Annotated in this window: 21 protein-coding genes; 15 read left to right on the top strand and 6 right to left on the bottom strand. The window is 34.2% G+C overall.

All coding sequences use genetic code 11. The features are described 5' to 3' along the window. Nucleotides 1–97: 97 nt before the first annotated feature. Nucleotides 98–949 carry a thymidylate synthase gene (locus tag EM308_RS01965; protein ID WP_035636502.1) on the top strand — a complete coding sequence of 284 codons (852 nt, stop codon included), beginning with the start codon at nt 98–100 and terminating at the stop codon, nt 947–949. Between the two features lie 40 nt (nt 950–989). Here the strand turns inward: EM308_RS01965 and EM308_RS01960 are convergent, their stop codons facing one another. Further along, nucleotides 990–1,286, bottom strand: a complete 297-nt coding sequence (locus tag EM308_RS01960; protein WP_035636505.1) for an isoamylase early set domain-containing protein — start codon at nt 1,284–1,286, stop codon at nt 990–992. A 233-nt stretch (nt 1,287–1,519) separates the two neighbouring features. On the opposite strand from EM308_RS01960, the gene EM308_RS01955 reads away from it, so the two are divergent. The 3 genes from EM308_RS01955 to EM308_RS01945 all read left to right on the top strand — a co-directional run bounded on the left by EM308_RS01955 (nt 1,520) and on the right by EM308_RS01945 (nt 3,682). Then, nucleotides 1,520–1,849: a 2TM domain-containing protein gene (locus EM308_RS01955; RefSeq protein ID WP_035639641.1), complete on the top strand. Its 330-nt coding sequence runs from the start codon at nt 1,520–1,522 to the stop codon at nt 1,847–1,849. Nucleotides 1,850–1,863: 14 nt separating this feature from the next. After that, nucleotides 1,864–2,346 carry a dihydrofolate reductase gene (locus tag EM308_RS01950; RefSeq protein ID WP_035639643.1) on the top strand — a complete coding sequence of 161 codons (483 nt, stop codon included), beginning with the start codon at nt 1,864–1,866 and terminating at the stop codon, nt 2,344–2,346. Between the two features lie 217 nt (nt 2,347–2,563). Beyond that, nucleotides 2,564–3,682: a pectate lyase family protein gene (locus EM308_RS01945; RefSeq protein ID WP_035639729.1), complete on the top strand. Its 1,119-nt coding sequence runs from the start codon at nt 2,564–2,566 to the stop codon at nt 3,680–3,682. Nucleotides 3,683–3,755: 73 nt separating this feature from the next. Here EM308_RS01945 and EM308_RS01940 read toward each other — a convergent pair whose 3' ends face one another. Continuing rightward, entirely contained in the window at nt 3,756–4,055 is a 300-nt protein-coding gene (locus tag EM308_RS01940; protein ID WP_035639732.1) for a hypothetical protein, read from the bottom strand. A gap of 231 nt (nt 4,056–4,286) precedes the next feature. Between EM308_RS01940 and ubiE the strand changes: the two genes are divergently transcribed. Both ubiE and porT read left to right on the top strand, forming a co-directional pair. Next, complete coding sequence (ubiE, locus tag EM308_RS01935; RefSeq protein WP_035639646.1) at nt 4,287–5,018, top strand: bifunctional demethylmenaquinone methyltransferase/2-methoxy-6-polyprenyl-1,4-benzoquinol methylase UbiE; 732 nt, start codon at nt 4,287–4,289, stop codon at nt 5,016–5,018. A 23-nt stretch (nt 5,019–5,041) separates the two neighbouring features. After that, nucleotides 5,042–5,773 carry a type IX secretion/gliding motility protein PorT/SprT gene (porT, locus tag EM308_RS01930; RefSeq protein ID WP_035639649.1) on the top strand — a complete coding sequence of 244 codons (732 nt, stop codon included), beginning with the start codon at nt 5,042–5,044 and terminating at the stop codon, nt 5,771–5,773. Between the two features lie 14 nt (nt 5,774–5,787). On the opposite strand, the gene EM308_RS01925 is transcribed toward porT, so the two are convergent. Continuing rightward, complete coding sequence (locus EM308_RS01925; RefSeq protein ID WP_035639651.1) at nt 5,788–6,516, bottom strand: TrmH family RNA methyltransferase; 729 nt, start codon at nt 6,514–6,516, stop codon at nt 5,788–5,790. 47 nt (nt 6,517–6,563) lie between these two features. Between EM308_RS01925 and tamL the strand changes: the two genes are divergently transcribed. The 3 genes from tamL to accD all read left to right on the top strand — a co-directional run bounded on the left by tamL (nt 6,564) and on the right by accD (nt 11,252). Next, nucleotides 6,564–9,188, top strand: coding sequence for a translocation and assembly module lipoprotein TamL (gene tamL, locus EM308_RS01920; protein ID WP_081907350.1), 2,625 nt, complete (start codon nt 6,564–6,566; stop codon nt 9,186–9,188). A gap of 70 nt (nt 9,189–9,258) precedes the next feature. After that, nucleotides 9,259–10,326, top strand: coding sequence for a class II fructose-bisphosphate aldolase (gene fbaA, locus EM308_RS01915; RefSeq protein ID WP_035639653.1), 1,068 nt, complete (start codon nt 9,259–9,261; stop codon nt 10,324–10,326). Nucleotides 10,327–10,397: 71 nt separating this feature from the next. Next, the gene (gene accD / locus EM308_RS01910) at nt 10,398–11,252 is read left to right on the top strand and encodes an acetyl-CoA carboxylase, carboxyltransferase subunit beta (RefSeq protein WP_035639655.1); all 855 of its coding nucleotides are present in this window, start codon (nt 10,398–10,400) and stop codon (nt 11,250–11,252) included. A 43-nt stretch (nt 11,253–11,295) separates the two neighbouring features. On the opposite strand, the gene EM308_RS01905 is transcribed toward accD, so the two are convergent. Then, a complete protein-coding gene (locus EM308_RS01905) occupies nt 11,296–12,177 on the bottom strand; it encodes a cupin-like domain-containing protein (protein WP_035639660.1) in 882 nt (293 codons plus the stop codon). Between the two features lie 480 nt (nt 12,178–12,657). Continuing rightward, on the bottom strand, nt 12,658–13,905 hold the full coding sequence (locus tag EM308_RS01900) for an ABC transporter permease (RefSeq protein WP_035639663.1): 1,248 nt from the start codon (nt 13,903–13,905) through the stop codon (nt 12,658–12,660). 243 nt (nt 13,906–14,148) lie between these two features. Between EM308_RS01900 and purH the strand changes: the two genes are divergently transcribed. The 6 genes from purH to rodA all read left to right on the top strand — a co-directional run bounded on the left by purH (nt 14,149) and on the right by rodA (nt 21,364). Next, on the top strand, nt 14,149–15,675 hold the full coding sequence (gene purH, locus EM308_RS01895) for a bifunctional phosphoribosylaminoimidazolecarboxamide formyltransferase/IMP cyclohydrolase (RefSeq protein ID WP_035639665.1): 1,527 nt from the start codon (nt 14,149–14,151) through the stop codon (nt 15,673–15,675). A 54-nt stretch (nt 15,676–15,729) separates the two neighbouring features. Continuing rightward, nucleotides 15,730–16,758, top strand: coding sequence for a rod shape-determining protein (locus EM308_RS01890; RefSeq protein ID WP_035639667.1), 1,029 nt, complete (start codon nt 15,730–15,732; stop codon nt 16,756–16,758). Nucleotides 16,759–16,850: 92 nt separating this feature from the next. Beyond that, nucleotides 16,851–17,675, top strand: a complete 825-nt coding sequence (gene mreC, locus EM308_RS01885) for a rod shape-determining protein MreC (RefSeq protein ID WP_035639668.1) — start codon at nt 16,851–16,853, stop codon at nt 17,673–17,675. Beyond that, a complete protein-coding gene (mreD, locus tag EM308_RS01880) occupies nt 17,668–18,174 on the top strand; it encodes a rod shape-determining protein MreD (RefSeq protein ID WP_035639670.1) in 507 nt (168 codons plus the stop codon). The genes mreC and mreD overlap by 8 nt, the downstream gene beginning before the upstream one ends. Nucleotides 18,175–18,176: 2 nt before the next feature. Next, on the top strand, nt 18,177–20,114 hold the full coding sequence (gene mrdA, locus EM308_RS01875) for a penicillin-binding protein 2 (RefSeq protein WP_035639672.1): 1,938 nt from the start codon (nt 18,177–18,179) through the stop codon (nt 20,112–20,114). Between the two features lie 14 nt (nt 20,115–20,128). Continuing rightward, on the top strand, nt 20,129–21,364 hold the full coding sequence (rodA, locus tag EM308_RS01870; protein WP_035639674.1) for a rod shape-determining protein RodA: 1,236 nt from the start codon (nt 20,129–20,131) through the stop codon (nt 21,362–21,364). A 90-nt stretch (nt 21,365–21,454) separates the two neighbouring features. Here the strand turns inward: rodA and metK are convergent, their stop codons facing one another. Then, nucleotides 21,455–22,705: a methionine adenosyltransferase gene (gene metK / locus EM308_RS01865; RefSeq protein ID WP_035639677.1), complete on the bottom strand. Its 1,251-nt coding sequence runs from the start codon at nt 22,703–22,705 to the stop codon at nt 21,455–21,457. Nucleotides 22,706–22,777: the final 72 nt, after the last annotated feature.

Raw genomic sequence — 22,777 nt, 5'->3', positions numbered from 1 at the left:
GGTATTAGGCTGTAAGCTTAAGCCTAAAATATAAAAAAAATCAAGCTTTGAGCATTAGGAAAACGCCTAAAGCTTAAAGCCTAAAGCTTAAAGCACTATGAAACAATACCTAGATTTAGTGCAACATGTTATGACAAACGGTTGCCAAAAAGGAGATCGTACTGGAACTGGGACAAAAAGTGTATTTGGATACCAAATGCGATTTGATTTGAGTGAAGGTTTTCCAATGTTAACTACCAAAAAGTTGCATCTGAAATCAATTATATATGAATTGCTTTGGTTCCTTAAAGGAGATACCAATATTAAATACCTACAGGAAAACGGAGTAAAAATCTGGGATGCTTGGGCAGACAGCAATGGTGATTTAGGGCCTGTTTATGGGCACCAATGGCGCAATTGGAATAGTGAGGAAATTGACCAAATTAGTGAACTTATCACCGAATTAAAAACCAATCCAAATAGTAGAAGAATGTTGGTTTCGGCATGGAATCCATCCGTATTGCCAGATACCACAAAGTCGTTTGAGGAAAATGTTGCCAATAACAAAGCAGCCTTGCCACCTTGTCACGCTTTTTTTCAGTTTTATGTAGCTTCACCAGATGAGTCCAAAGGAGAAACTAAAGGAAAGCTTTCATGTCAATTGTACCAGCGTAGTGCCGACATTTTTTTGGGAGTTCCCTTTAATATTGCTTCGTATGCATTATTAACCATGATGATTGCACAAGTTTGTGATCTCGAAGTAGGTGAATTTATTCACACTTTTGGAGATGCACACATATACAATAACCATTTTGAGCAACTCGAGTTACAACTTAGTCGCGAACCGAGACCATTGCCAAAAATGATTTTAAATCCAAATGTAAAAAACATCTTCGATTTCGATTATGATGATTTTACGTTAGAGGGATATGAGCCACATGCCCTAATCAAAGGGAGTGTTGCTGTATAGAATAAAAAAAATCCGCTCGAAAGCGGATTTTTTATAATTGTTATACTGCCAGTACACTATTTTCTGTTCCTGCAAAATCGTTCCATCTGAAAGAATCGGCTTCAGGTTCGTTTACGTATTCTCCGTCGATAAAATATTTGAACTCATATTCTGAATCTTTGGCTAACTCGAAAGTTCCTTTAAAAGTTCCGTTTTTCAATTTACTTAAAGTTCCTTCTTCTGTTTTCCAATCATTAAAATCACCAATTACAGATACTTGGTTAGCCTCTTTTGCATCTACTGAAAAAGTGACTTTACAAACAGGCTTGGTTTTTATAAATTGTTTTTTTATTGACATAACTATTTCATTTTTAAAGTTGTAGCAAAGTAAATGAAATATTTTGAAGTTTTTAATAAAATGCCTCATTTTTAGCACAATAGCAAAAAACAACACTATTTTTTATTTTAACCAAAAAAAAAGAATCATTTAAATTTTGATTTAAAAAAAGAAAACGATTTTCAATTAAATATTCAAGATGCAATTTATTGATTTTTAAAAATAAATTTTACCTTTATGATAAAAATTAGAGCATGGAAAAAGAATTTCACGAACAATATGAGTATGCTAGGAATAGAATAAAGCAAAAGAAAAGATTGTATTACCATTTTGTTTTTTTTATGTTGGCGAGTATATTTTTGATTACGGGAGCATATTTTTTTAACTCGGGATTAAATATTCACTGGTGTATTTGGGGGATAACTTTGTGGGCATTCTTTTTTGTTTTGCATTTTATTAAAGTGTTTATCACCGATCGATTTATGAATAAGAATTGGGAGAGAGATCAAATTGAACGATTGGTAGCTTTGCAACAAAAAAAGATAGCTAAGTTGCAATCCAAAATAGAAGAAACAGATTCTTAATAGACCTTGAAATTATGATTATAATGATTGCTGCAGTAGCAGAAAACAATGCCCTTGGAAAAAATAATGAATTAGTTTGGCATTTGCCCAATGATTTTAAAAGGTTCAAAGCCCTTACTACCGGACACTATATAATTATGGGAAGAAAAACTTTTGAAAGTTTCCCAAAACCGCTTCCCAATAGGACTCATGTTGTTGTAACTAGAAACAAAGATTACAATCCCGGGGGATGTATTGTTGCAGAAAGTATTGAAAAAGCAATAGCCATTTGTCCAGAAAATGAAACATCTTTTATAATAGGTGGAGGGGAAATTTATAGTTTAGGACTTCCTTATGCAGATAAACTTGAAATTACAAAAGTGCATCACAGTTTTGAGGCTGATGCTTTTTTCCCTGAAATAAATTCTGATGATTGGAAAGAAATAGAAACCGAGTTCAATCCAATTGACGATAAACACCAATATGCCTATACCTATCAGACTTTTGTTAAGGTATAGTTTTTGAAGGAAATCTTTTTTTGAAATTATAATCAAATGAGGCTGTTCTAAAAGTATGGTCTCATTTTATTTTTGAGCAGTTTTGTTTTGTTCAAAATTATTTCAATGATTTTAGGTAGATTTCTGTATATTTTGTTTTGATATTGATTCAAAACAACTACTTTCGTGCAATCGATTACACAGTTGTAATTGTCTCAAGATTAATTGCCCAAATTTTATGAAAAAGATCTTATTCTTACTAGTATGTTTACAAATGGCAGTAAACATTTCGGCGCAAAATTATTGTATGTCCAGCCCAGAAGGATTTGGAGCTGCTGCTACAGGAGGAGGTGTGCCAACGTCATCAAATACAATAACCGTTACGAACTATAGTGAGTTAAAAAAGGCACTGACATCTACAGCAGTTTCTAATTCGGTAATTTTAGTATCCGGAGTTATTGATTGTCCATACACCAGTGTTTTGTTGAACAATAAAACTATTATAGGTCTTCCGGGAGCCAAACTTAGAAATACTAAGATAACGGTAACTTCAAATCCTCCGTCAGCTTCTGATGCTGCAACGTCAGCGTCAAATTCTGGGATACTATATATAAAACCAAACTCGAAGAACGTAATTATCCGAAATCTAATTTTTGAAGGTCCGGGAGCTTTTGATGTTGATGGTAGGGACAATCTTACCTCGGAAGGTACTGATATTTGGGTAGACCATTGTGAGTTTCAAGATGGAATAGATGGTAATTTTGACATAAAAGGGGCTGCTGATAATATAACGATTTCCTGGTGTAAATTTGGTTACTTAAAAACGCCTACCGCCGGAGGAACAGGGGGTTCTCCTGATCACCGTTTTTCAGATTTAATAGGATCTAGTATTAAGGATTTTCCTGCGGATGGAAGATATAGCGTGACTTTTAAAAACTGCTATTGGGCTGAAGGTTGTAAAATGAGAATGCCTAGAGTGAGAAATGCTGAATTACACTTGGTAAACTGCTATTACAAAACTAGTGTTCTTGGGTCAACGGCTATTAGTTTGGGGGCAGGAAACAAAGGAACTACCTGTTATGTAGAGAAATGTAATTTTGAACAAGTAGGAACAATTTTGGGATCTAAGACTGAAGGTTCTGGAACTACAAGTGTGAAATTTGATAATTGTGTTAAGGGAGGAACATTAACCGCGGTAACTGGTTTGGATTTGGGTACTATTTCAAAACCTTCCTATTCTTACAAAGCTTCAAATGTCGAAAATGTAGCTCAATATCTGTCTAATGCTTCTTGTGGAGCAGGAGCAACACTTCAAGTTAGTCCTTCTGGGGTTATATCATCAGGTTGCAAAAATTAGTTTTGTGTCCTGTCCTTAAAAAAAAAGCATCCTAAAATTAGGATGCTTTTTTTTTAATGATTAGCGGGATGACCTATTCCTGTACTAAGATTTGATAACATAATATACAAATCACAAATATCAATATTATCCCAGAAAAGAAGACAATATAATTTGATGATTTTTGAGAGTACAACTCAAAAAAGCCTTTAGTACCAAATACCACAAAGGTACTAAAGGCAAAGAAAATTAAAATTTCCAAAAACAAATTTAATCCTAAGAACGTGTTTTGCGCTTTTAATGAAATACTGCCATCGCTGGCGGTACTTTCAAAAATTAATACAAGAACAAATGAAATAAATAGCGCAAGAAGCATCCATTTGATTTGGGTCATTAATTCCCGTTTAATCATTAAAAAAATATTTAAATTTTAAAGTACAAACTTCAGTAATAAAAACAGTTTCCACAATACCCACTTTTAGTGATATTTTGATTAATTTTTAATTTTATTTACGTTTTTTGTAAGGAGTTTATTCCAAAACAATTATTTGAATAAAATAAGCGTCAAAAATAAAAACACATTCATAGTTGATTCAGTTTGATTATATTTGTACAAATTAAAAAAATGCCAAAAGAAATCACACCTTATAAAGACTCCTCACTTAGTAAAAAGGAACAGGTTGCTAAAATGTTTGATAACATTTCTGGGAACTATGATAACCTTAACCGAGTTATATCGTTTGGTATCGATGTAAAATGGAGAAGAAAAGTATTGCAATTGGTGGCCAAAACCCAACCTGAAAATGTATTGGATATTGCAACAGGAACAGGAGATCTGGCTATCCTTATGACACAAACAGGAGCCAAAAAAATTATTGGACTGGACATTTCCGAGGGAATGCTCGAGATAGGAAAGAGTAAAATTGAAGAAAAAAAATTGTCTCAGACTATTGAAATGGTTTTGGGTGATTCTGAAAATATTCCTTTTGAAGATAATTTTTTTGATGCTATAACCGTAGCATTTGGAGTTCGGAATTTCGAGCATCTCGAGAAAGGATTGTCTGAAATTTTAAGAGTTTTGAAGCCTGGAGGAATTTTTGTGGTTTTGGAAACATCCGTGCCCGAAAAAACGCCTTATAAACAAGGGTATAATTTTTACAGCAAAAACATTTTGCCTTTAATAGGGAAGCTATTCTCAAAAGACAATGTTGCTTATGGCTATTTGTCTGAATCTGCGGCTTCTTTTCCTTATGGCGAAGCATTCAACAATATTTTGAGGAAAACTGGGTTTATAAGTGTGGAAGCCTTACCGCAAACTTTTGGAGTTGCGACCATTTACTCAGCTTCTAAGAAATAATACTGAAAATATTAGGCATAAGTATGAAAAAAATAATTGTATTAATCCTATTGAGTATTGCCATAAAGGGAACTGCACAAAATTCGAAAGGGATTTTCAGTAAAGACCCTATCATTAACTTGGAAAATTGGCAAAAGAAAAGACTTTATTTTGGTTTCTTTTTAGGATTTAATTCTTATGATTTCAAAATTGACTATAAATATATGGAAACCAATCCTATGTATTCGACAGATATTCAGATTGATAAATCGGTTGGATTCAATGTTGGATTGGTAACAAATCTGAGATTGATGGAATATCTGGATTTGCGTTTTGAGCCAGGTCTTTATTATGGAAGCAGAACGCTGCATTACCCTCCAACAGTTGGTTTTGACAGTCCAAGCGATGCTATTCGGGAGATAAACAGTACTTATATCAATTTTCCGTTATTGCTTAAATTTTCTTCACTTCGAACAGGAAATGTTCGCCCTTATTTATTGGGGGGAGTTTCTGCAAATTTGAATCTCTCCAGTAATGCAAAGTCCGTAGAAGATAATCTTGATGAACGATTTAGGGTAAAATCATGGACTGCCAATTATGAATTGGGTTTTGGAATTGATATTTTTTCAGAATACTTTATATTTTCACCTTCCATAAGAGGGCAATTTGGAATAAATGATGAATTAATCCGAGACAAAGATCCAAACAGTCCTTGGACAGGAAATATTGAATCGTTTAAATCAAGAGGGTTTTTAATTAATTTTACTTTTCATTAAAAAAAAAGATTTTCTTAATTTAATCTTCGGAATTCACTTAGGATAATTGCTGTGGCTGTTGCCACATTCAGGCTTTCGGTGATTTGAATATTTCCAAAACGAGGAATAGTAAGTCTTTGGTTGATTAATTTTTCTATGTTTTCGGAAATCCCATTGGCTTCATTTCCCATGACGATAATGCCTTCTTGTGGCAAAGTGGTTTTGTAAATGTTTTGACTGTCCATAAAGGTTCCAAAAACAGGTAATTTAGTTTCTTTTATGAAAGTTTCTAAATCAATATAATTGACATTTACTCTCGCAATCGAACCCATTGTGGCCTGAACTACTTTTGGGTTGTAAATATCAACAGTTTCTTTTGAGCATATTAATTGCTGGATTCCGAACCAATCGCATAATCGGAGTATTGTACCCAAATTGCCGGGATCACGGATGGAATCGAGGGCAAGAACTAGTCCGGATTCTATGATTTTGCTTTCCAAAGGAATTTTGAAAACCGCCAAACAAGTATTTGGAGTGGATAAGGCACTGATTTTATTTAATTCATTTTCCGTAATAACGATTCTTTTGTTTTGGGCTACATCGTTAAAATCTTCTTTGGTTGTGTAAAGATGTTCTAGTTCAAAATTTGATTTTACTAATTCTTGAATTACTTTTACGCCCTCGGCAAAAAACAATTGATTAGCTTGACGATGTTTTTTTTGGTGTAAACTAGATATAAGCTTTATTTGGTTTTTACTAAGCATAAAAAGATGTATTTTTGAATTTAATAGTTTATAACAAGAGTCGCCTCATGAATAATTTTTTTTCTTCCTTTAAAATAAAAAAGCAATTTGCTGAATTTTTTGGGCAATTGTTATTTTTAGTGAAGAAAAAGAATTTTGCAAAAATATCATTATTTATCCTAATTAGTATTCTTTTGTATGCCTGTAATGCAGAAAAGAGAGTGCCAGCGAGAAAACAACTTCTGGTTAAAAACGAAATTTTCGAAAACGGAAAGTTACTTAAGAATCCCACGGTATATGAGCAATTGTACCAACAGCCCAACAGTTCTGTGCTTGGGTACAGAATGTTGCTGAATATTTATAATTTGGCAAACCCAAATCCCGATTCAACTTTTAATTTAAAATATTTAAACAATAAAAAGAAATATGATAGGGAAGTAAAATGGCTTTCGGCAAAGCAGGTTCAAGGACTGCGGAAATCCTTTTGGTATCTTGGGATTCATAATTTTTTGAAAGAAACGGGAGAAGCTCCTGTAATTTTGGATACTGTAAAGGCAAGAAAGTCATTGGCACGGCTTAAAAGTTATTATTTTAACAAAGGTTATTTCAATGTCAATGCCACTTATGAAAAAGACTCTTTGACTCCCAAACGCGGAGAGTTGAAATATAATTTAACCACTGGTAATCCTTATTTTATTGATTCGCTAAGAACGGTTATACAAACACCAGTTTTGGATTCTATTTATAAAACGGCACCCTCTTTAATTGTTCCTGGAAAGCAGTATAAGACAGAAGATTTTGAAGGTGAAAAAAATAGAATAACAACGCTTTTTAGAAATAATGGTGCTTTTCGCTTTCAAGCAAATTATGTGACTTTTGATATTGATACAATTAATAAGAAAGACAAAGCCAGTGTAATATTGAATGTTGGTAATTATTCCTATCAGGAAAATGACTCGACAAAAACGGAACCTTTTAAGTTGTATAAAATTAGTGAGATAAAAATCTATACAGATTATAAGGCAGAGCGTCACGATTTGTCAATTAAAGACAGCGTTACCTATAATAATATGAATTTGTATGGATTTGAAAAAATAAAATACAATCCACATGCCATAACTGACGCAGTTTTTCTTTCAAAAGGGGGGCTTTTTAATGATAATAAAACGGTTCTGACAACTCGGTATCTGAATAATTTAAAGATATTCAATTACCCAACGGTGCAATATGTGGTTGACAAAAGAGATACTTTGAGGGAATCTTTGGTTGCCAAAATTTATTTGAGTCCAAGGAAAAAATACAGTTTTGGTTATACTTTGGATGTAACTCATTCCAATATAGAAGATTTTGGGATTACCGGTAGTGTTACAGAAACAGTACGAAATGTTTTTAATGGAGCAGAGACCTTAGAGCTTTCGGCAAGGGGGAATATTGGTGCTTCCAATGATATTGCAAAATCCAATGATAGTTTTTTTAATGTGTCGGAATATGGTGTAGATGCCAAATTAAATTTTCCCCGAATTCTATTTCCTGTAAAAACGGAAAAAATAATTCCGAAGAGTATGATACCATCCACGGTGGTTAGTTTAGGGCTTTCGAAGCAAACCAATATCGGATTGGATAAAGAAAATTTTACGGGATCATTCTCTTATAACTGGACACCAAAATTCAATACAACGACAAAATTTGACCTATTAAATTTTCAGTACGTACGTAATTTAAATCCCGAAAATTATTTTCATGTTTATACCAGTTCCTACGATGCGCTAAATGATATCGGGAAAACGTACAATACAAATCCGACATATATTGACGAACATAATAATTTGATTATCGAAAGTGGTACTTCGGGTTTTACCAAGGATGTTTTAACTGGAAAGACCGTTTTGAGACCAGATGATCAGGAGTATCAGGATGTAAGTAATATTGAACAGCAAAGAATAAGGCTTACCGATAATGACTTTATTCTGGCAACTAATTTTAGTTTTACTAAAACCAGTAAGAAAGACTTGCAGGACAATAGTTTTTATACTTTTAGAACCAAAATTGAATCGGCGGGAACTATGTTGTCCTTGATTTCGAATGTTTCAAACATTCCAAAAAATGCCAATGGGAACTATGAAATTTTCAATTTGGAATATTCAGAATATATAAAAACAGAATTTGATTTTATTAAACACTGGAGTGTTGGCAAAACCAGTGTTTTTGCCATGAGAACTTTCTTTGGTATTGCCATACCTTATGGTAATTCAAATACTATTCCTTTTTCAAAGAGTTATTATGCCGGAGGAGCCAATGATAACAGGGCGTGGCAACCTTATAATTTAGGACCCGGTAGTAGTTCGTTTTCCAATGATTTTAACGAGGCCAATATGAAAATTGCCATGAGTGGGGAATACCGATTTATCATTACAGGAAAATGGAATGGCGCCCTTTTTGTTGATGCAGGAAATATCTGGAATGCTTTTGATGCCGTAAAGTATGAACCGGCAAAGTTTAATTCGGTTGAAGATTTAAAAGAAATAGCTTTGGGATCCGGATTTGGTATTCGGTATGATTTAGGTTTTTTTGCGGTTAGAGCAGATGTGGGGTTCAAAACATACAATCCTGCCTTAGAAATTGATAAAAGATGGTTTACACAATATAATTTTGCAAATTCAGTATTTAATTTTGGTATCAATTACCCTTTCTAAGTGCTAATTAATTCTTATTTTTGCAAATCGAAATCTAGAAATTTAAAAAACAATTAAAATAGAAATTACTATGGCACACAATATTAAACCAGGAGTGGCTACAGGAGATCAAGTACAAGAGATTTTCAATTATGCAAAAGAAAAGGGATTTGCTCTTCCTGCAGTAAACGTTGTTGGATCAGATACTATTAATGGGGTATTGGAAACAGCAGCAAAATTAAAGGCACCAGTTATTATACAATTTTCAAACGGTGGAGCACAGTTTGTCGCTGGAAAAGGACTTTCAAATGCTGGAGAAAAAGCCGCTATCGCTGGTGGTATTGCAGGAGCAAAACATATTCATACATTAGCTGAAGCTTATGGAGCAACAGTTATTTTGCATACTGACCATTGTGCAAAAAAATTATTGCCTTGGATTGATGGACTATTAGACGCATCAGAAAAGCATTTTGCAGAAACAGGAAAACCATTGTTCTCTTCTCACATGATTGATTTATCTGAAGAACCAATCGAAGAAAATATCGAAATCTGTAAAGGTTACCTTGAAAGAATGAGCAAAATGGGAATGACCCTTGAAATCGAACTTGGAATCACTGGTGGTGAAGAGGACGGTGTAGACAACTCAGATGTAGACAGCTCAAAATTATACACTCAACCTTCTGAAGTATCTTATGCTTATGAAGAATTATCAAAAGTAAGCCCAAGATTTACAATTGCAGCTTCTTTTGGAAATGTTCATGGTGTTTACAAACCAGGAAACGTGAAGTTGACTCCAAAAATCTTAAAAAATTCTCAAGATTACGTACAAAATAAATTCAATACAGGACACAATCCAGTTGATTTTGTTTTTCACGGAGGATCAGGTTCTACTTTGGAAGAAATCAGAGAAGGAATTAGCTACGGAGTTGTAAAAATGAACATTGATACTGATTTGCAATTTGCATTTACAGAAGGTATTCGTGATTTTATGGTAGGTAACATTGATTACCTTAAAACACAAATTGGTAACCCTACTGGTGCCGATGCTCCAAACAAAAAATTCTATGATCCAAGAAAATGGTTGCGTGAAGGAGAAGTAACTTTCAATGCAAGATTGGAGCAGGCATTTGCTGATTTGAATAATGTGAATACACTATAAATTTCAAATTACGAATTATGAATTACAAGTTCAACTTGTAATTCATAATTTATAATTCATAATTATATAATATGGCTTGGTTTAAAAGAAAAGAAAAAGGAATCACGACGGCGACCGAAGATAAAATGGATATCCCGAAAGGGCTTTGGTACAAATCACCTACAGGGAAAATTATTGATGCCGAAGAATTGGCACGCAATCTGTTTGTAAGCCCTGAAGATGGTTTCCATGTCAGAATTGGAAGTGAAGCCTATTTTGATATTTTATTTGACAACAATGAGTTTGTTGAGTTGGACAAAAACATGACTTCCAAAGATCCATTGCATTTTGTTGACACCAAAAAATATTCAGACCGACTAAAAGAGGTAATGGATAAAACCCAGCTAAAAGATGCAGTTCGTACTGGAGTTGGTAAATCCAAAGGAAGAGAACTAGTAATTTGCTGTATGGATTTTGCCTTTATTGGTGGTTCTATGGGAGCAGTTGTTGGAGAAAAAATTGCCAGAGGAATTGACCATGCAATCAAGAACAGATTGCCTTTTGTTATGATTTCCAAATCCGGTGGTGCTAGAATGATGGAAGCGGCTTATTCGCTGATGCAATTGGCAAAAACATCTGTAAAATTGGCGCAATTGGCCGAGGCAAAACTTCCTTATATTTCGCTTTGTACTGATCCGACCACCGGAGGAACAACAGCTTCTTATGCAATGTTGGGAGATATCAATATATCTGAACCCGGAGCTTTGATTGGTTTTGCAGGACCTCGTGTGGTAAGAGATACTACAGGTAAGGATTTGCCGGAAGGGTTTCAAACTGCCGAATTCCTTTTAGAGCACGGTTTCTTGGATTTTATCACGCCTAGAAAAGAATTGAAAGATAAGATTAACTTATATATTGATTTGATTCAGAATAATGAAATTAGATAAACAAACAAAATCCCGAGTAAAATCGGGATTTTTTGTTTTAGTATTAATTCGGTCTGTTTTTCCGAAGTTCTTTTTCGGCTATTTTAAAAACCAATTTTTCGCGCCAATTGGCATAACGTTCCCTGAAGATAACTTTTATGCCACTATCAACAGCGCCATGCATGAATAGACTCCAAATACTTGCTGTTTTTCGGATTATGGATTTATCCCATGCGCGAAGTGTCAACGAGAAAGAACCGTCTATATAGCGCATCCAGTGCCACATCCCAGTTGGCATAAACAAGGTGTCTCCATGCTCCAGAAAAACTTCATATCCCTCAACTCCTTTTAGAGCGGGAAATTTCTCAAAATCAGGATTGGCAACATCATAATCTTCCAGGGCATAAGTTGTATTGGGAATGCAATACAGTCTTTTTTTCCATTTGTTGTCAAATAATATAATGTGTTTTCGGCCTCCAAAATGAGTATGAAAAAGATGTGGCAAGTCGATATCATAATGCAGAAATGTGATTGCATTTGAACCTCCAAAAAACATGGCAGGCATGCTCTCGATAAAACCTCCCATCAAGTCTTTGGGAACTTTTACATCATTGACCAGCTCAGGTCTGTGTTTGAAAAGATTGAAGAAAAAAATACGTAAATCTGTAGGCTCTCTTTTTATTAAATCAAGATACTCTCCAAATTTCATGCTGCCAACAGATGCATTGATTACTTTGCTTGGGTCGGCTTTGGAATTGTCAACCAGTTTTACCTCAATATCGCCGGCTATTTCTTTGAAATAATCGGTGGACCATTTTTCTCTTGCAGGCCAGTCTTTAGTCAAGCCTTTTATGATTAAAGGTTTTTTTTTGTCTAAATAATTTTTTTTAAAATCTTCTCTGGTGATAGATTCGACTGTATCGACATTTTTAAGGTTAAAGCTCATTTATTTATTTTTTAGTTAAATAGGTCTGCTAACCAAAAATACCTAATTATTTTTTGTTCTCAAAATTTACAATTAAATAACAAAAAAGTGCTTTCCTTAAATATGAAAAAGCATATAAGTCATGTTAGTTTTTTTAAAGTTAATTGTCAAATAAGTCGTAAAAAAGGAAATATAAGTTAAAAATGTTTAAATGACTTTGCTTACATGAACCATTTATTTTGCTTGATTTTATTCAAATGAAGAACTTATATGACTTAGTATGTTTAAGAATGTATTTGATAAAATGCTGTTGTTGATTTAACATATAAGTTATTTGAGTTTTTTTTAAGTTAGATTGTCAAATAAGTGGTGAAAAAAGAAAATATAAGTTGAAAACGTTTAAGCGACTTTACTTAAATGAACTATTTGTTTTGCTTTATTTTATTCAAATTAAAAGCTTATATGACTTATATGTTTAATGATTTATTTGAAAAAATGTTGTTACATCCCGGTTCTGATGGCTTCAACAGGATCTAATTTGGATGCACTAATGGCGGGAAGAATTCCAGAAATAAGTCCGATTATTGCGGCAAGTCCCGTTCCCAAAAGAATGTTTCCAAGTCCCAATACAAATTCAAAATCCAATACTTTGGATAAAATCATAGCAATTGCCCAAACCATAATTAAACCAATTATTCCTCCCAAAACTGAAAGTATTATCGCTTCGAATAAAAACTGCAATAATATGAAGCGATTTTTTGCGCCCAATGATTTTTGAATTCCAATTAAATTTGTTCTTTCTTTTACGGATACAAACATAATATTGGCAATACCAAATCCTCCAACTAATAAAGAAAATCCGCTGATAATCCATCCCACCATATTCATTTGGCCTATAATGTTGTCGATGAGGTCCAGGAATCCGCTGAAAACATTAATAAAGAAATTATCAATTTCGCCAGCTTTGAGGCCTCTGAAATTTCTCAGCTTTTGGGATATTTCACTTTTGTATTCTTCCATATCCACCCCTTTTTCGGGTTTGAATATGATAACGTTTGTCAAATTTGGATTGTTGTCGCCGTATAGTCTTCTCACAAAATTAACCGGTATAATTGCAGCAGTGTCATTAGTTTCCCCAATTGAAGAGCCCTCTTTTTTCAATACACCAATAACAATAAATTTTTGACCATACAATCTTACTTTTTTACCAAGTGGTTCTGAATCTCCAAAAAGAGATTTCGCAATTTCGTAACCAAGAACAATTACGGGTGCACCAGAATTGGCTTCGGATTCATTATAAAATCGTCCTTTCTCGAATTTCAATCCTTGAATATCAATAAACTCATGTGATATGGGAACAATATTTACATCGCTTACCGTGTTGGATTCGTATTTTATGGTTTCTCTTTTGGTAAATATTTGGTATCCCAATTGTTCAGTATGGGTCATTGTATTTTTCAGGTAAACATATTCAGTGTATTTTACATTAGGGAATTGTTCTCTTTTCCATTGGGGGATATCCGATGGGCCAAAAGAAAATTTCATTAAATAAATAGTGTTTTTGTCTAGACTGCTTAATTCATCAGAGATTTTTCTATCTAAAGAATCTACAGCTGCCAATACCGCGATGATAGAGAATATACCGATAGTAACACCCAATAACGAAAGCAACGTTCTTAATTTATTGCTGCGTAGAGCATTCATGGCAAAGCCAAAACTCTCTTTTAATAATCTTAGGTAAACAATCATATTTTCTGAATTTACGTTATTGTAAAATTATTCTTTTTATTTCTTCCGAAAAGTATTCAAAATTCGGTTGTCAGGAACCACTTTTTTTATTTTAACAAGAATTAATTTCGTTGTAGCGGTTTCAAAACTTAGAAAAGCAGATGTAACGATTGGTGTGTTTTTTTATGAGATTGTTACATAATTTTTTATTGAATTATATTGTCAAAAAAAACTATTTTTGCGCTTTAAAATTATAACTACTAAATGAGCACAACAAAAAAAATCCAATCAGCATTAATTTCAGTCTTTTCAAAAGATGGTCTTGAACCAATTGTAAGAAAACTACACGAACAGAATGTGGTTTTTTATTCGACAGGAGGAACCGAAGAATTTATTAAGAATTTAGGGATTCCAGTTATACCAGTTGAAGATGTTACTTCTTATCCGTCAATTTTGGGAGGTCGAGTAAAAACATTACATCCAAAGGTTTTTGGAGGAATTTTGAATCGTCAGGACAACGAAAGTGATGTACAGCAAATGCAAGAATACAATATTCCGCAAATTGATTTGGTAATTGTTGACTTATATCCATTTGAAAAAACTGTGGCTTCAGGAGCCAGTGAAGAAGATATTATCGAAAAAATTGACATCGGCGGAATTTCTTTGATTCGTGCTGCTGCCAAAAACTTTAAGGATACTGTAATCGTTCCGTCTATGGATCAATACAGCATGTTTTTGGATATTATTTCAGCTCAGGATGGAGCGACAACTTTGGCTGATAGAAAATTATTGGCAACCAAAGCTTTCCACGTATCATCGCACTATGATGGAGCTATCTTTAATTATTTCAATACAGATGAAACCATTTACAAAGCAAGTATTGATAATGGACAAGTTTTGAGATATGGAGAAAATCCACATCAAAAAGGATTTTTCTTTGGAGACTTTGACGCAATGTTTACCAAAGTTCACGGAAAAGAATTATCTTATAACAATTTACTTGATGTTGATGCAGCGGTAAACTTAATTCATGAATTTAAGACTGACGGACCAACATTCGCAATTTTGAAACACAATAATGCCTGTGGTTTAGCAACGAGAAAAACGATTTGCGAGGCTTATAATGTGGCTTTGGCCTGTGATCCTACATCTGCTTTTGGAGGAGTATTAATTGCCAATGCCAAAATAGATGTTGAAACAGCTACCGAAATAAACAAATTGTTCTGCGAGGTTGTGATTGCTCCAGCTTATGATGTAGAGGCAATTGCTATTTTACAGGAAAAGAAAAACAGAATTATTTTAATTCAAAATGAGGTTGAATTGCCTCAAAAACAGGTAAGAACTTGTTTGAACGGGTTGCTTATTCAAGAAAGAAATAACATTACGGATACTAAAGCAGACCTAAAAACCGTTACTACAAAAACACCAACGGAACAGGAAATTGAAGATTTGATTTTTGCTTCCAAAGTGTGTAAGAATACTAAGTCAAATACGATTGTTTTTGCAAAAAATGGAACTTTGATTTCTTCAGGAACAGGGCAAACATCTCGAGTAGATGCCCTGATGCAAGCTGTAGAGAAAGCGAAATCTTTTGGATTTAGTCTAGAAGGAGCTTCAATGGCCAGCGATGCATTTTTTCCTTTCCCGGATTGCGTACAACTTGCAAAAGAAGCTGGAGTGACAGCTGTAATTCAGCCTGGAGGATCTATCAAGGATGAATTGAGTATCAATTATTGCAACGAAAACAATCTTGCTATGGTATTTACAGGAACACGTCATTTTAAACATTAATTTGTTTAACTTTGTGCGTAATTTATTTATAACTTTTTAACCCTTAAGAGGAATATGGGATTTTTTGATTTCATGACCGAGGATATTGCGATAGACCTTGGTACAGCAAACACTTTAATCATCCACAATGACAAAGTCGTAATTGACAGTCCGTCTATAGTTGCGCGTGATAGAATATCTGGCAAAATTATCGCTGTAGGTAAGGAAGCCAATATGATGCAAGGAAAGACGCATGAAAATATTAAGACTATTAGACCTCTAAAGGATGGTGTAATCGCCGATTTCGATGCATCCGAGAAAATGATTAGTATGTTTATCAAGAGCATACCAGCATTGAAAAAGAAGATGTTTACACCTGCTTTGAGAATGGTAGTTTGTATTCCTTCTGGTATTACCGAAGTAGAGATGAGAGCGGTAAAAGAGTCTTGTGAGAGAGTAAACGGTAAAGAGGTTTACTTGATACACGAACCTATGGCGGCAGCAATTGGTATCGGTATTGATATTATGCAGCCAAAAGGAAATATGATTGTTGATATAGGTGGTGGAACTACAGAAATTGCAGTTATTGCCTTAGGCGGTATTGTTTGTGACAAATCTGTAAAAATTGCAGGAGATGTTTTTACCAATGATATCGTTTATTATATGCGTACCCAACATAATTTATTTGTTGGAGAAAGTACTGCCGAAAAAATAAAGATTCAAATTGGTGCAGCTATCGAAGATTTGGAAACTCCTCCAGATGATATGTCGGTTCAAGGTCGAGATTTATTGACTGGAAAACCAAAACAGGTTGAGGTATCTTACAGAGAAATTGCAAAAGCATTGGATAAATCCATCCAGCGAATTGAAGATGCGGTTATGGAGACGTTATCACAAACACCTCCAGAGTTGGCCGCCGATATTTATAATACCGGTATTTATCTTGCAGGTGGAGGTTCTATGTTGAGAGGACTTGATAAGAGAATTTCACAAAAGACCGATTTGCCAGTTTATATTGCCGAAGATCCTTTGAGAGCTGTAGTTAGAGGGACAGGGATGGCTCTTAAGAACATTTCGAAATTTAAAAATATCCTTATAAAATAATAAAACAAACAAATTCCAAATTCCGGCAAAAGTCCAAGTAATTTGGAATTTGGTTTTTTTAAATTTGATTTTTAAAATTTTAATTTTATACAATGCAGCAAATATTCTCATTTATAATAAAAAACAGTAATCGGTTACTGTTTTTGCTGCTTTTGGGTATTGCGTTGTCCTTAACTATACAGTCTCATTCTTTTCACAGGAGTAAAATTATCAGTTCTGCCAACTTTCTAAGTGGAGGTGTGTATGAAAGGATTAATTCTTTTGAAGAATATCTTCATTTGAAAGAACAAAACGATGAACTCGCTCGGGAAAATGCAAACCTGAAGAGTTTACTTTTCAAAACACAGGATACTTCCAAGATTCCTAATTTGGATAGTCTTAAAGGGGTTTTGCCAAAAGATATTGTTGTTTCCAAAGTGATTCACAACTCTTATAATGTATATGAGAATTATTTAACTTTGAATTCGGGAGCAAAACAAGGAGTTAAATCTGATATGGGAGTTATCAACAGTTTGGGAGTTGTCGGTATAATCGATAATGTATCAACTAATTATTCAACAGTAATCAGTATTCTGAATGTTAAATCACAGATAAACGCAAAGATTAAACATTCTGATCATTTCGGAACTTTAAGTTGGGATGGTAAAAATACAGGATTTGTTCAATTGACCGATGTTCCGCGATTGGCAGCTATTCGAAAAGGTGATACAATTGTTACAGGTGGACAATCAGTAATTTTTCCTGAAAATATTGGTATTGGAACAATCGACAAAATTTACATTTCAGAGAAGACACATTATTATACTATCAATGTTAAGCTATTTAATGATATGACTAATTTGGGTCATGTATACATTATTAAGACTGAAAACAGTGAAGAAATTAGAAATTTAGAAAATCGAGAAAAAGATGAATAGCACGTTATTGGTGAACATTTTTCGTTTTGTACTCTTATTGGCTTTACAAATTCTAGTTTTTAATAATATGAATTTTTGGGGTTATGTAAGTGCATTCCCTTACATTCTTTTTATCATTCTTTATCCAGTAAACGGAAATAAATCAAATTTACTTTTAGCTAGTTTTTTTCTTGGCTTAATCGTGGATTTATTTTGTAATTCGGGAGGTGTGCATGCGACAGCCTGTGTTCTTTTGGCTTATTTAAGACCTTATTTTTTCAAATTTTCATTTGGAGTCAGTTACGAATACCAGACGATTAAACTAAATGATGTATTGACTCCAGAACGATTTACGTTTATATTATTAGCCGTTTCAACTCATCATATCGCTTTATTCTTGTTAGAATCTTTTCAAATTACATTCTTTTTTGATGTTTTGCTTAGGACGCTTTTAAGTACAGTGTTTACAATTTTGGTCTGTATTATTCTTATTTATTTAATAAAGCCTAATAAAAGATAAAAATGAGAAAGATTTTGCTGCCGGCTTTAATTATTATTGGGGCATCTTTGTTAATCATACGTGTTTTTTATCTGCAGATTATCGATGATTCGTTTAAATTAAAATCTGAAAATAACGCTATAAAAATTGAATATGATTACCCAGAGAGGGGTTATATTTATGATAGGAATGGAGTGTTATTGGTTGCCAATCAACCTTCCTATGACATCATGGTGATTCCTCGGGAACTTCACAACACAGATACGCTTGAATTTTGTAAACTGTTGAATATTACTAAAGAGGATTTTATCAAAAGAATAGAAAAAGCCAAAGTGTACAGTCCGAGGTTGCCTTCTGTTTTTTTAGCGCAATTGAATAAAACCGAATTTGCGGCTTTTCAGGAAAAAATAAGAAAATTTGAAGGTTTCTATTTTCAAAAACGTTCCTTACGTGATTATGAAGTAGATTATGGAGCCAATGTTTTTGGATTTATAACGCAAGTAAATGATAAACTTATCGAGAAAAACCATTATTATAAAAGTGGGGATTTAATCGGGAAACAAGGAGTTGAGGAGAGTTATGAAAAGATTCTTCGTGGTATAAAAGGAGTTAAATACTTTCAGAAAGACAAATTCAATAGAGAAATAGGATCGTACAAAGATGGGAAATATGACACTATTGCTGTTCAAGGGGAAGATATAAATCTTACTATTGATGCTGAAATTCAAAAATACGGTGAACAATTAATGGTCAATAAGCGAGGTGGGATTGTTGCCATCGAGCCCAAAACTGGTGAAATTTTGGCTCTTGTTACCGCCCCGTCTTATGATCCGGGAATTTTAGTTGGAAGACAGCGATCTAGGAATTATACCAAATTGTATCATGATTCGATTGCGAAGCCACTTTATGATAGAGGATTACTAGCCGAGTATCCACCGGGTTCTCCATTTAAAATAATGACAGGTCTTGTCGGATTACAGGAAGGTGTCATTGGTGAAGAAACCACTTTTGCCTGTCATCATGGTTTTTATTATGCACCGGGTCGTTTTCAAAAATGTCATTGCGGTGGTGGTAATTTGGATTTGCATACGGGGATTTTCAAATCCTGTAATGCTTATTTTTCAAATGCGTATTTGAGAGAAATGGCGAGATATAAGAGTACACCTTACGCTGTAGATGTTTGGAGTAATCATGTTAAAAGTTTTGGACTCGGAGATTTTATGGGTTACGATTTGCCAACAGGTAGAAGAGGAAAGATTCCTACGTCAAAAACCTATAAACGAATGTATCCGGGATGGGGCTATAGCGGGAAAACGATTATATCCAATGCCATCGGTCAAGGAGAGGTGTTGGCTACTCCAATCCAATTGGCAAATATGATGTCTGCTGTTGCAAATCACGGTTATTATTATACGCCTCATATCATTAAAAAGATAAAAGGGGAGAAAATTGATTCCAAGTTTACAACAAAACATGTTACAACTATTGATCCAAAATATTTTCCTCCAATGATAAGCGGACTTTTTGACGTTTATAATAGGGGGACGGCTTTTGCATTACGGGTTGAAGGAATCGATATATGCGGTAAGACTGGAACTGCGGAAAATTTCACCAAAATCGATGGGAAACGTGTTAAGTTGAAAGATCACTCTATCTTTGTTGCTTTTGCTCCAAAAGATGATCCTAAAATTGCCATTGCAGTATTGGTAGAAAATGGAGGTTTTGGTGCTACAATTGCCGGTCCCATTGCGAGTTTAATGATTGAAAAATACCTAAGAAAAAAAATCACAAGAACCGATTTGGAAACGAGAGTGTTAAATACGAGTTTACAAAGCCGATACGCCATATTGGGGGGACTTTCTGATGAGGTAAAAAAACAATTGATACTTCAGGATTCTATTACGCAAAGCAAAGTTAAGGCGGCTGCAAAAAAAATCGATTCAACCAAAACGAAAATATAAATATTCATATTCAAATGAAAAATCAAAGTTTGTCAAACAATATTGATTGGGTATGTATCATTATCTATATAGCACTTGTGTTTTTAGGTTGGTTGAATATATATTCATCTTCATTGTCTTCTACAGAAGGTACTTATGAAAAGCAAGCCATTTTTATTGCTTTATCCGTTCCTTTGATTTTTGTTCTCTTATATATAGATGGCAAATTTTATGAAAAATACGCCAGTATTATATTTGTCATTTCTTTGGTATCCCTGTTGGGGTTATTTGCTTTTGGTAAAACTATTGCCGGACAACGTTGTTGGTACGCATTTGGGAGTTTTACATTGCAGCCTTCAGAGTTTGCAAAAGCAGCTACTTCTTTGGCTTTGGCAAAATATCTTAGTGATACTCAGATTAATTTAAAAGAAATGAATCGACAGGTGCAGGCGTTGGCAATTGTTTTCTTGCCAGTTATGCTCATCTTACCGCAACCCGACCCTGGAAGTGCCTTGATATACAGTATTTTTATTATTGTTTTGTTTAGAGAAGGATTGCCATCCTGGTATGTGTGGACAGGTTTTTTGACCATATTGATTTTTATGTTAACATTGGTTTTAGAGCCTGAGTATGTTATTTTAATAGCGCTGTTGGTTATAGTTTTGGTACATTACAGATCTAGAATTGGTGATAGAAATATAGTATTGAGTACCATGCTTTTTGCGATAATTTCTGGTTTTGTATTATCTGTAAATTATGTTTTTACCCATGTGTTCAAGCAACATCATCGTGATCGTTTTAATATATTACTCGGGAAAGAGGTTGATATGAAAGGGATAGGATACAATACCAATCAATCTGAAATTGCTATTGGATCCGGTGGGTGGTTAGGAAAAGGATTTCTTGAGGGGACTCAAACCAAAGGGGGGTTTGTGCCCGAGCAACATACCGATTATATTTTTACAACGGTTGGTGAAGAATGGGGTTTTGTTGGCTCATTAGTTGTAATTGCTTTGTTTACAGGTTTGTTTCTCCGAGTAATTTATTTAGCCGAAAGACAAAAAACAAAATTTAGCAGGGTATATGGTTATTGTGTTGCTGGTATATTGTTTACCCATTTTTTTGTAAATATAGCAATGGTTGTTGGTGTATTTCCAACCATTGGTGTGCCGTTGCCTTTCTTTTCCTATGGGGGGTCTGGTTTATGGGGATTTACTATTTTGCTGTTTATTTTTATTAAAATGGATGCGAATAAAGTAAATGAATGGTAATTTTCGGAGTTGATTAAATTTTTTCATTCAAAATAGCGCATAAAAAAACCATTCAGAACGAATGGTTTTTTTATGCTTGATTTTTGGTTTTTATAAACCGAAAGCAGTTTTTATTTGATCTACAAAGTCTAATTTCTCCCAGGTAAATAAATCAACAGTTACTGTTTTAGACAAACCACCAGGAGCAGAGAATGTTTTTGTCACTGTTTCTGGAGTACGTCCCATGTGGCCGTAAGCAGCAGTTTCGCTATAGATTGGGTTTCTTAGTTTTAAACGTTGTTCGATGAAGTAAGGACGCATATCAAAAATTGATTCTACTTTTTTGGCTATTTCACCGTTTGTCAAATTTACTTTTGAAGTTCCGTAGGTTTCAATGAAAATTCCCATTGGTTTTGCAACCCCGATTGCATAAGATACCTGTACCAAAACTTCGTCGGCAACTCCGGCTGCAACAAGGTTTTTTGCAATATGGCGTGTTGCATAAGCAGCACTTCTGTCTACTTTACTAGGGTCTTTTCCGGAGAAAGCACCACCACCGTGAGCTCCTTTACCACCGTAAGTGTCAACAATGATTTTTCTACCTGTCAATCCAGTATCTCCGTGTGGTCCTCCAATTACGAATTTACCAGTTGGGTTGATATGGTATTGGATTTTATCATTGAATAAATGAGCGTGCTCAGGATTTTTTGCAATGATTCTAGGAATCAATATTTCTACAATGTCTTTTTTGATTTTGGCAAGCATTGTATTCTCTTCGTCAAAATCATCATGTTGTGTCGAAATTACGATAGCATCAATACGTGTAGGTTTGTTATCATCGCTGTATTCTAGTGTAACCTGAGATTTTGCATCTGGACGTAAATAAGTGATTTCTTTGTTTTCTCTTCTCAAAATTGCTAATTCCTGCAATAATTTATGAGATAAATCAAGAGCCAAAGGCATATAGTTCTCAGTCTCATTGGTTGCGTAACCAAACATCATACCTTGGTCACCAGCACCTTGTTCTTCTTTGCTTGCTCTGTCAACACCTTGATTGATATCTGCAGATTGTTCATGGATAGCAGAAAGAATACCGCAAGAATTTGCTTCAAACATATATTCACTTTTTGTATATCCAATTTTGCGAATTACTTCACGAGCAATTTGTTGTACGTCTAGGTAGGTATTCGATTTAACTTCCCCTGCCAATATTACCTGACCTGTGGTAACCAAAGTTTCACAGGCTACTTTTGATTCAGCGTCAAATGCCAAAAAGTTATCGATTAACGCATCCGAGATTTGATCCGCAACTTTGTCTGGGTGTCCTTCACTTACAGATTCTGACGTAAATAAATAAGCCATAATAATTATAAATTTTAAATATTAATCGAGGAAGGAAATTGCAGGAAAAGGCTAAAGGAGAGTTTCTGCTTT

Source organism: Flavobacterium gilvum, from assembly GCF_001761465.1.
GTDB classification, from domain to species: Bacteria; Bacteroidota; Bacteroidia; order Flavobacteriales; family Flavobacteriaceae; genus Flavobacterium; species Flavobacterium gilvum.
Note: the sequence above shows the minus strand (reverse complement) of the source record. Positions and strands in the feature narration are given on the sequence as shown.

What these genes read in the sequence shown, in the direction of transcription:
- mrdA (WP_035639672.1), top strand. Translation starts at nt 18,177, where the DNA reads ATGAGAAAGATTTTGCTGCCGGCTTTAATTATTATTGGGGCATCTTTG.
- EM308_RS01950 (WP_035639643.1), top strand. Translation starts at nt 1,864, where the DNA reads ATGATTATAATGATTGCTGCAGTAGCAGAAAACAATGCCCTTGGAAAA.
- rodA (WP_035639674.1), top strand. Translation starts at nt 20,129, where the DNA reads ATGAAAAATCAAAGTTTGTCAAACAATATTGATTGGGTATGTATCATT.
- fbaA (WP_035639653.1), top strand. Translation starts at nt 9,259, where the DNA reads ATGGCACACAATATTAAACCAGGAGTGGCTACAGGAGATCAAGTACAA.
- EM308_RS01940 (WP_035639732.1), bottom strand. Translation starts at nt 4,055, where the DNA reads ATGACCCAAATCAAATGGATGCTTCTTGCGCTATTTATTTCATTTGTT.
- EM308_RS01890 (WP_035639667.1), top strand. Translation starts at nt 15,730, where the DNA reads ATGGGATTTTTTGATTTCATGACCGAGGATATTGCGATAGACCTTGGT.
- mreD (WP_035639670.1), top strand. Translation starts at nt 17,668, where the DNA reads ATGAATAGCACGTTATTGGTGAACATTTTTCGTTTTGTACTCTTATTG.
- EM308_RS01905 (WP_035639660.1), bottom strand. Translation starts at nt 12,177, where the DNA reads ATGAGCTTTAACCTTAAAAATGTCGATACAGTCGAATCTATCACCAGA.
- EM308_RS01965 (WP_035636502.1), top strand. Translation starts at nt 98, where the DNA reads ATGAAACAATACCTAGATTTAGTGCAACATGTTATGACAAACGGTTGC.
- purH (WP_035639665.1), top strand. Translation starts at nt 14,149, where the DNA reads ATGAGCACAACAAAAAAAATCCAATCAGCATTAATTTCAGTCTTTTCA.
- ubiE (WP_035639646.1), top strand. Translation starts at nt 4,287, where the DNA reads ATGCCAAAAGAAATCACACCTTATAAAGACTCCTCACTTAGTAAAAAG.
- EM308_RS01900 (WP_035639663.1), bottom strand. Translation starts at nt 13,905, where the DNA reads ATGATTGTTTACCTAAGATTATTAAAAGAGAGTTTTGGCTTTGCCATG.
- tamL (WP_081907350.1), top strand. Translation starts at nt 6,564, where the DNA reads ATGAATAATTTTTTTTCTTCCTTTAAAATAAAAAAGCAATTTGCTGAA.
- porT (WP_035639649.1), top strand. Translation starts at nt 5,042, where the DNA reads ATGAAAAAAATAATTGTATTAATCCTATTGAGTATTGCCATAAAGGGA.
- mreC (WP_035639668.1), top strand. Translation starts at nt 16,851, where the DNA reads ATGCAGCAAATATTCTCATTTATAATAAAAAACAGTAATCGGTTACTG.
- EM308_RS01955 (WP_035639641.1), top strand. Translation starts at nt 1,520, where the DNA reads ATGGAAAAAGAATTTCACGAACAATATGAGTATGCTAGGAATAGAATA.
- EM308_RS01945 (WP_035639729.1), top strand. Translation starts at nt 2,564, where the DNA reads ATGAAAAAGATCTTATTCTTACTAGTATGTTTACAAATGGCAGTAAAC.
- metK (WP_035639677.1), bottom strand. Translation starts at nt 22,705, where the DNA reads ATGGCTTATTTATTTACGTCAGAATCTGTAAGTGAAGGACACCCAGAC.
- EM308_RS01960 (WP_035636505.1), bottom strand. Translation starts at nt 1,286, where the DNA reads ATGTCAATAAAAAAACAATTTATAAAAACCAAGCCTGTTTGTAAAGTC.
- accD (WP_035639655.1), top strand. Translation starts at nt 10,398, where the DNA reads ATGGCTTGGTTTAAAAGAAAAGAAAAAGGAATCACGACGGCGACCGAA.
- EM308_RS01925 (WP_035639651.1), bottom strand. Translation starts at nt 6,516, where the DNA reads ATGCTTAGTAAAAACCAAATAAAGCTTATATCTAGTTTACACCAAAAA.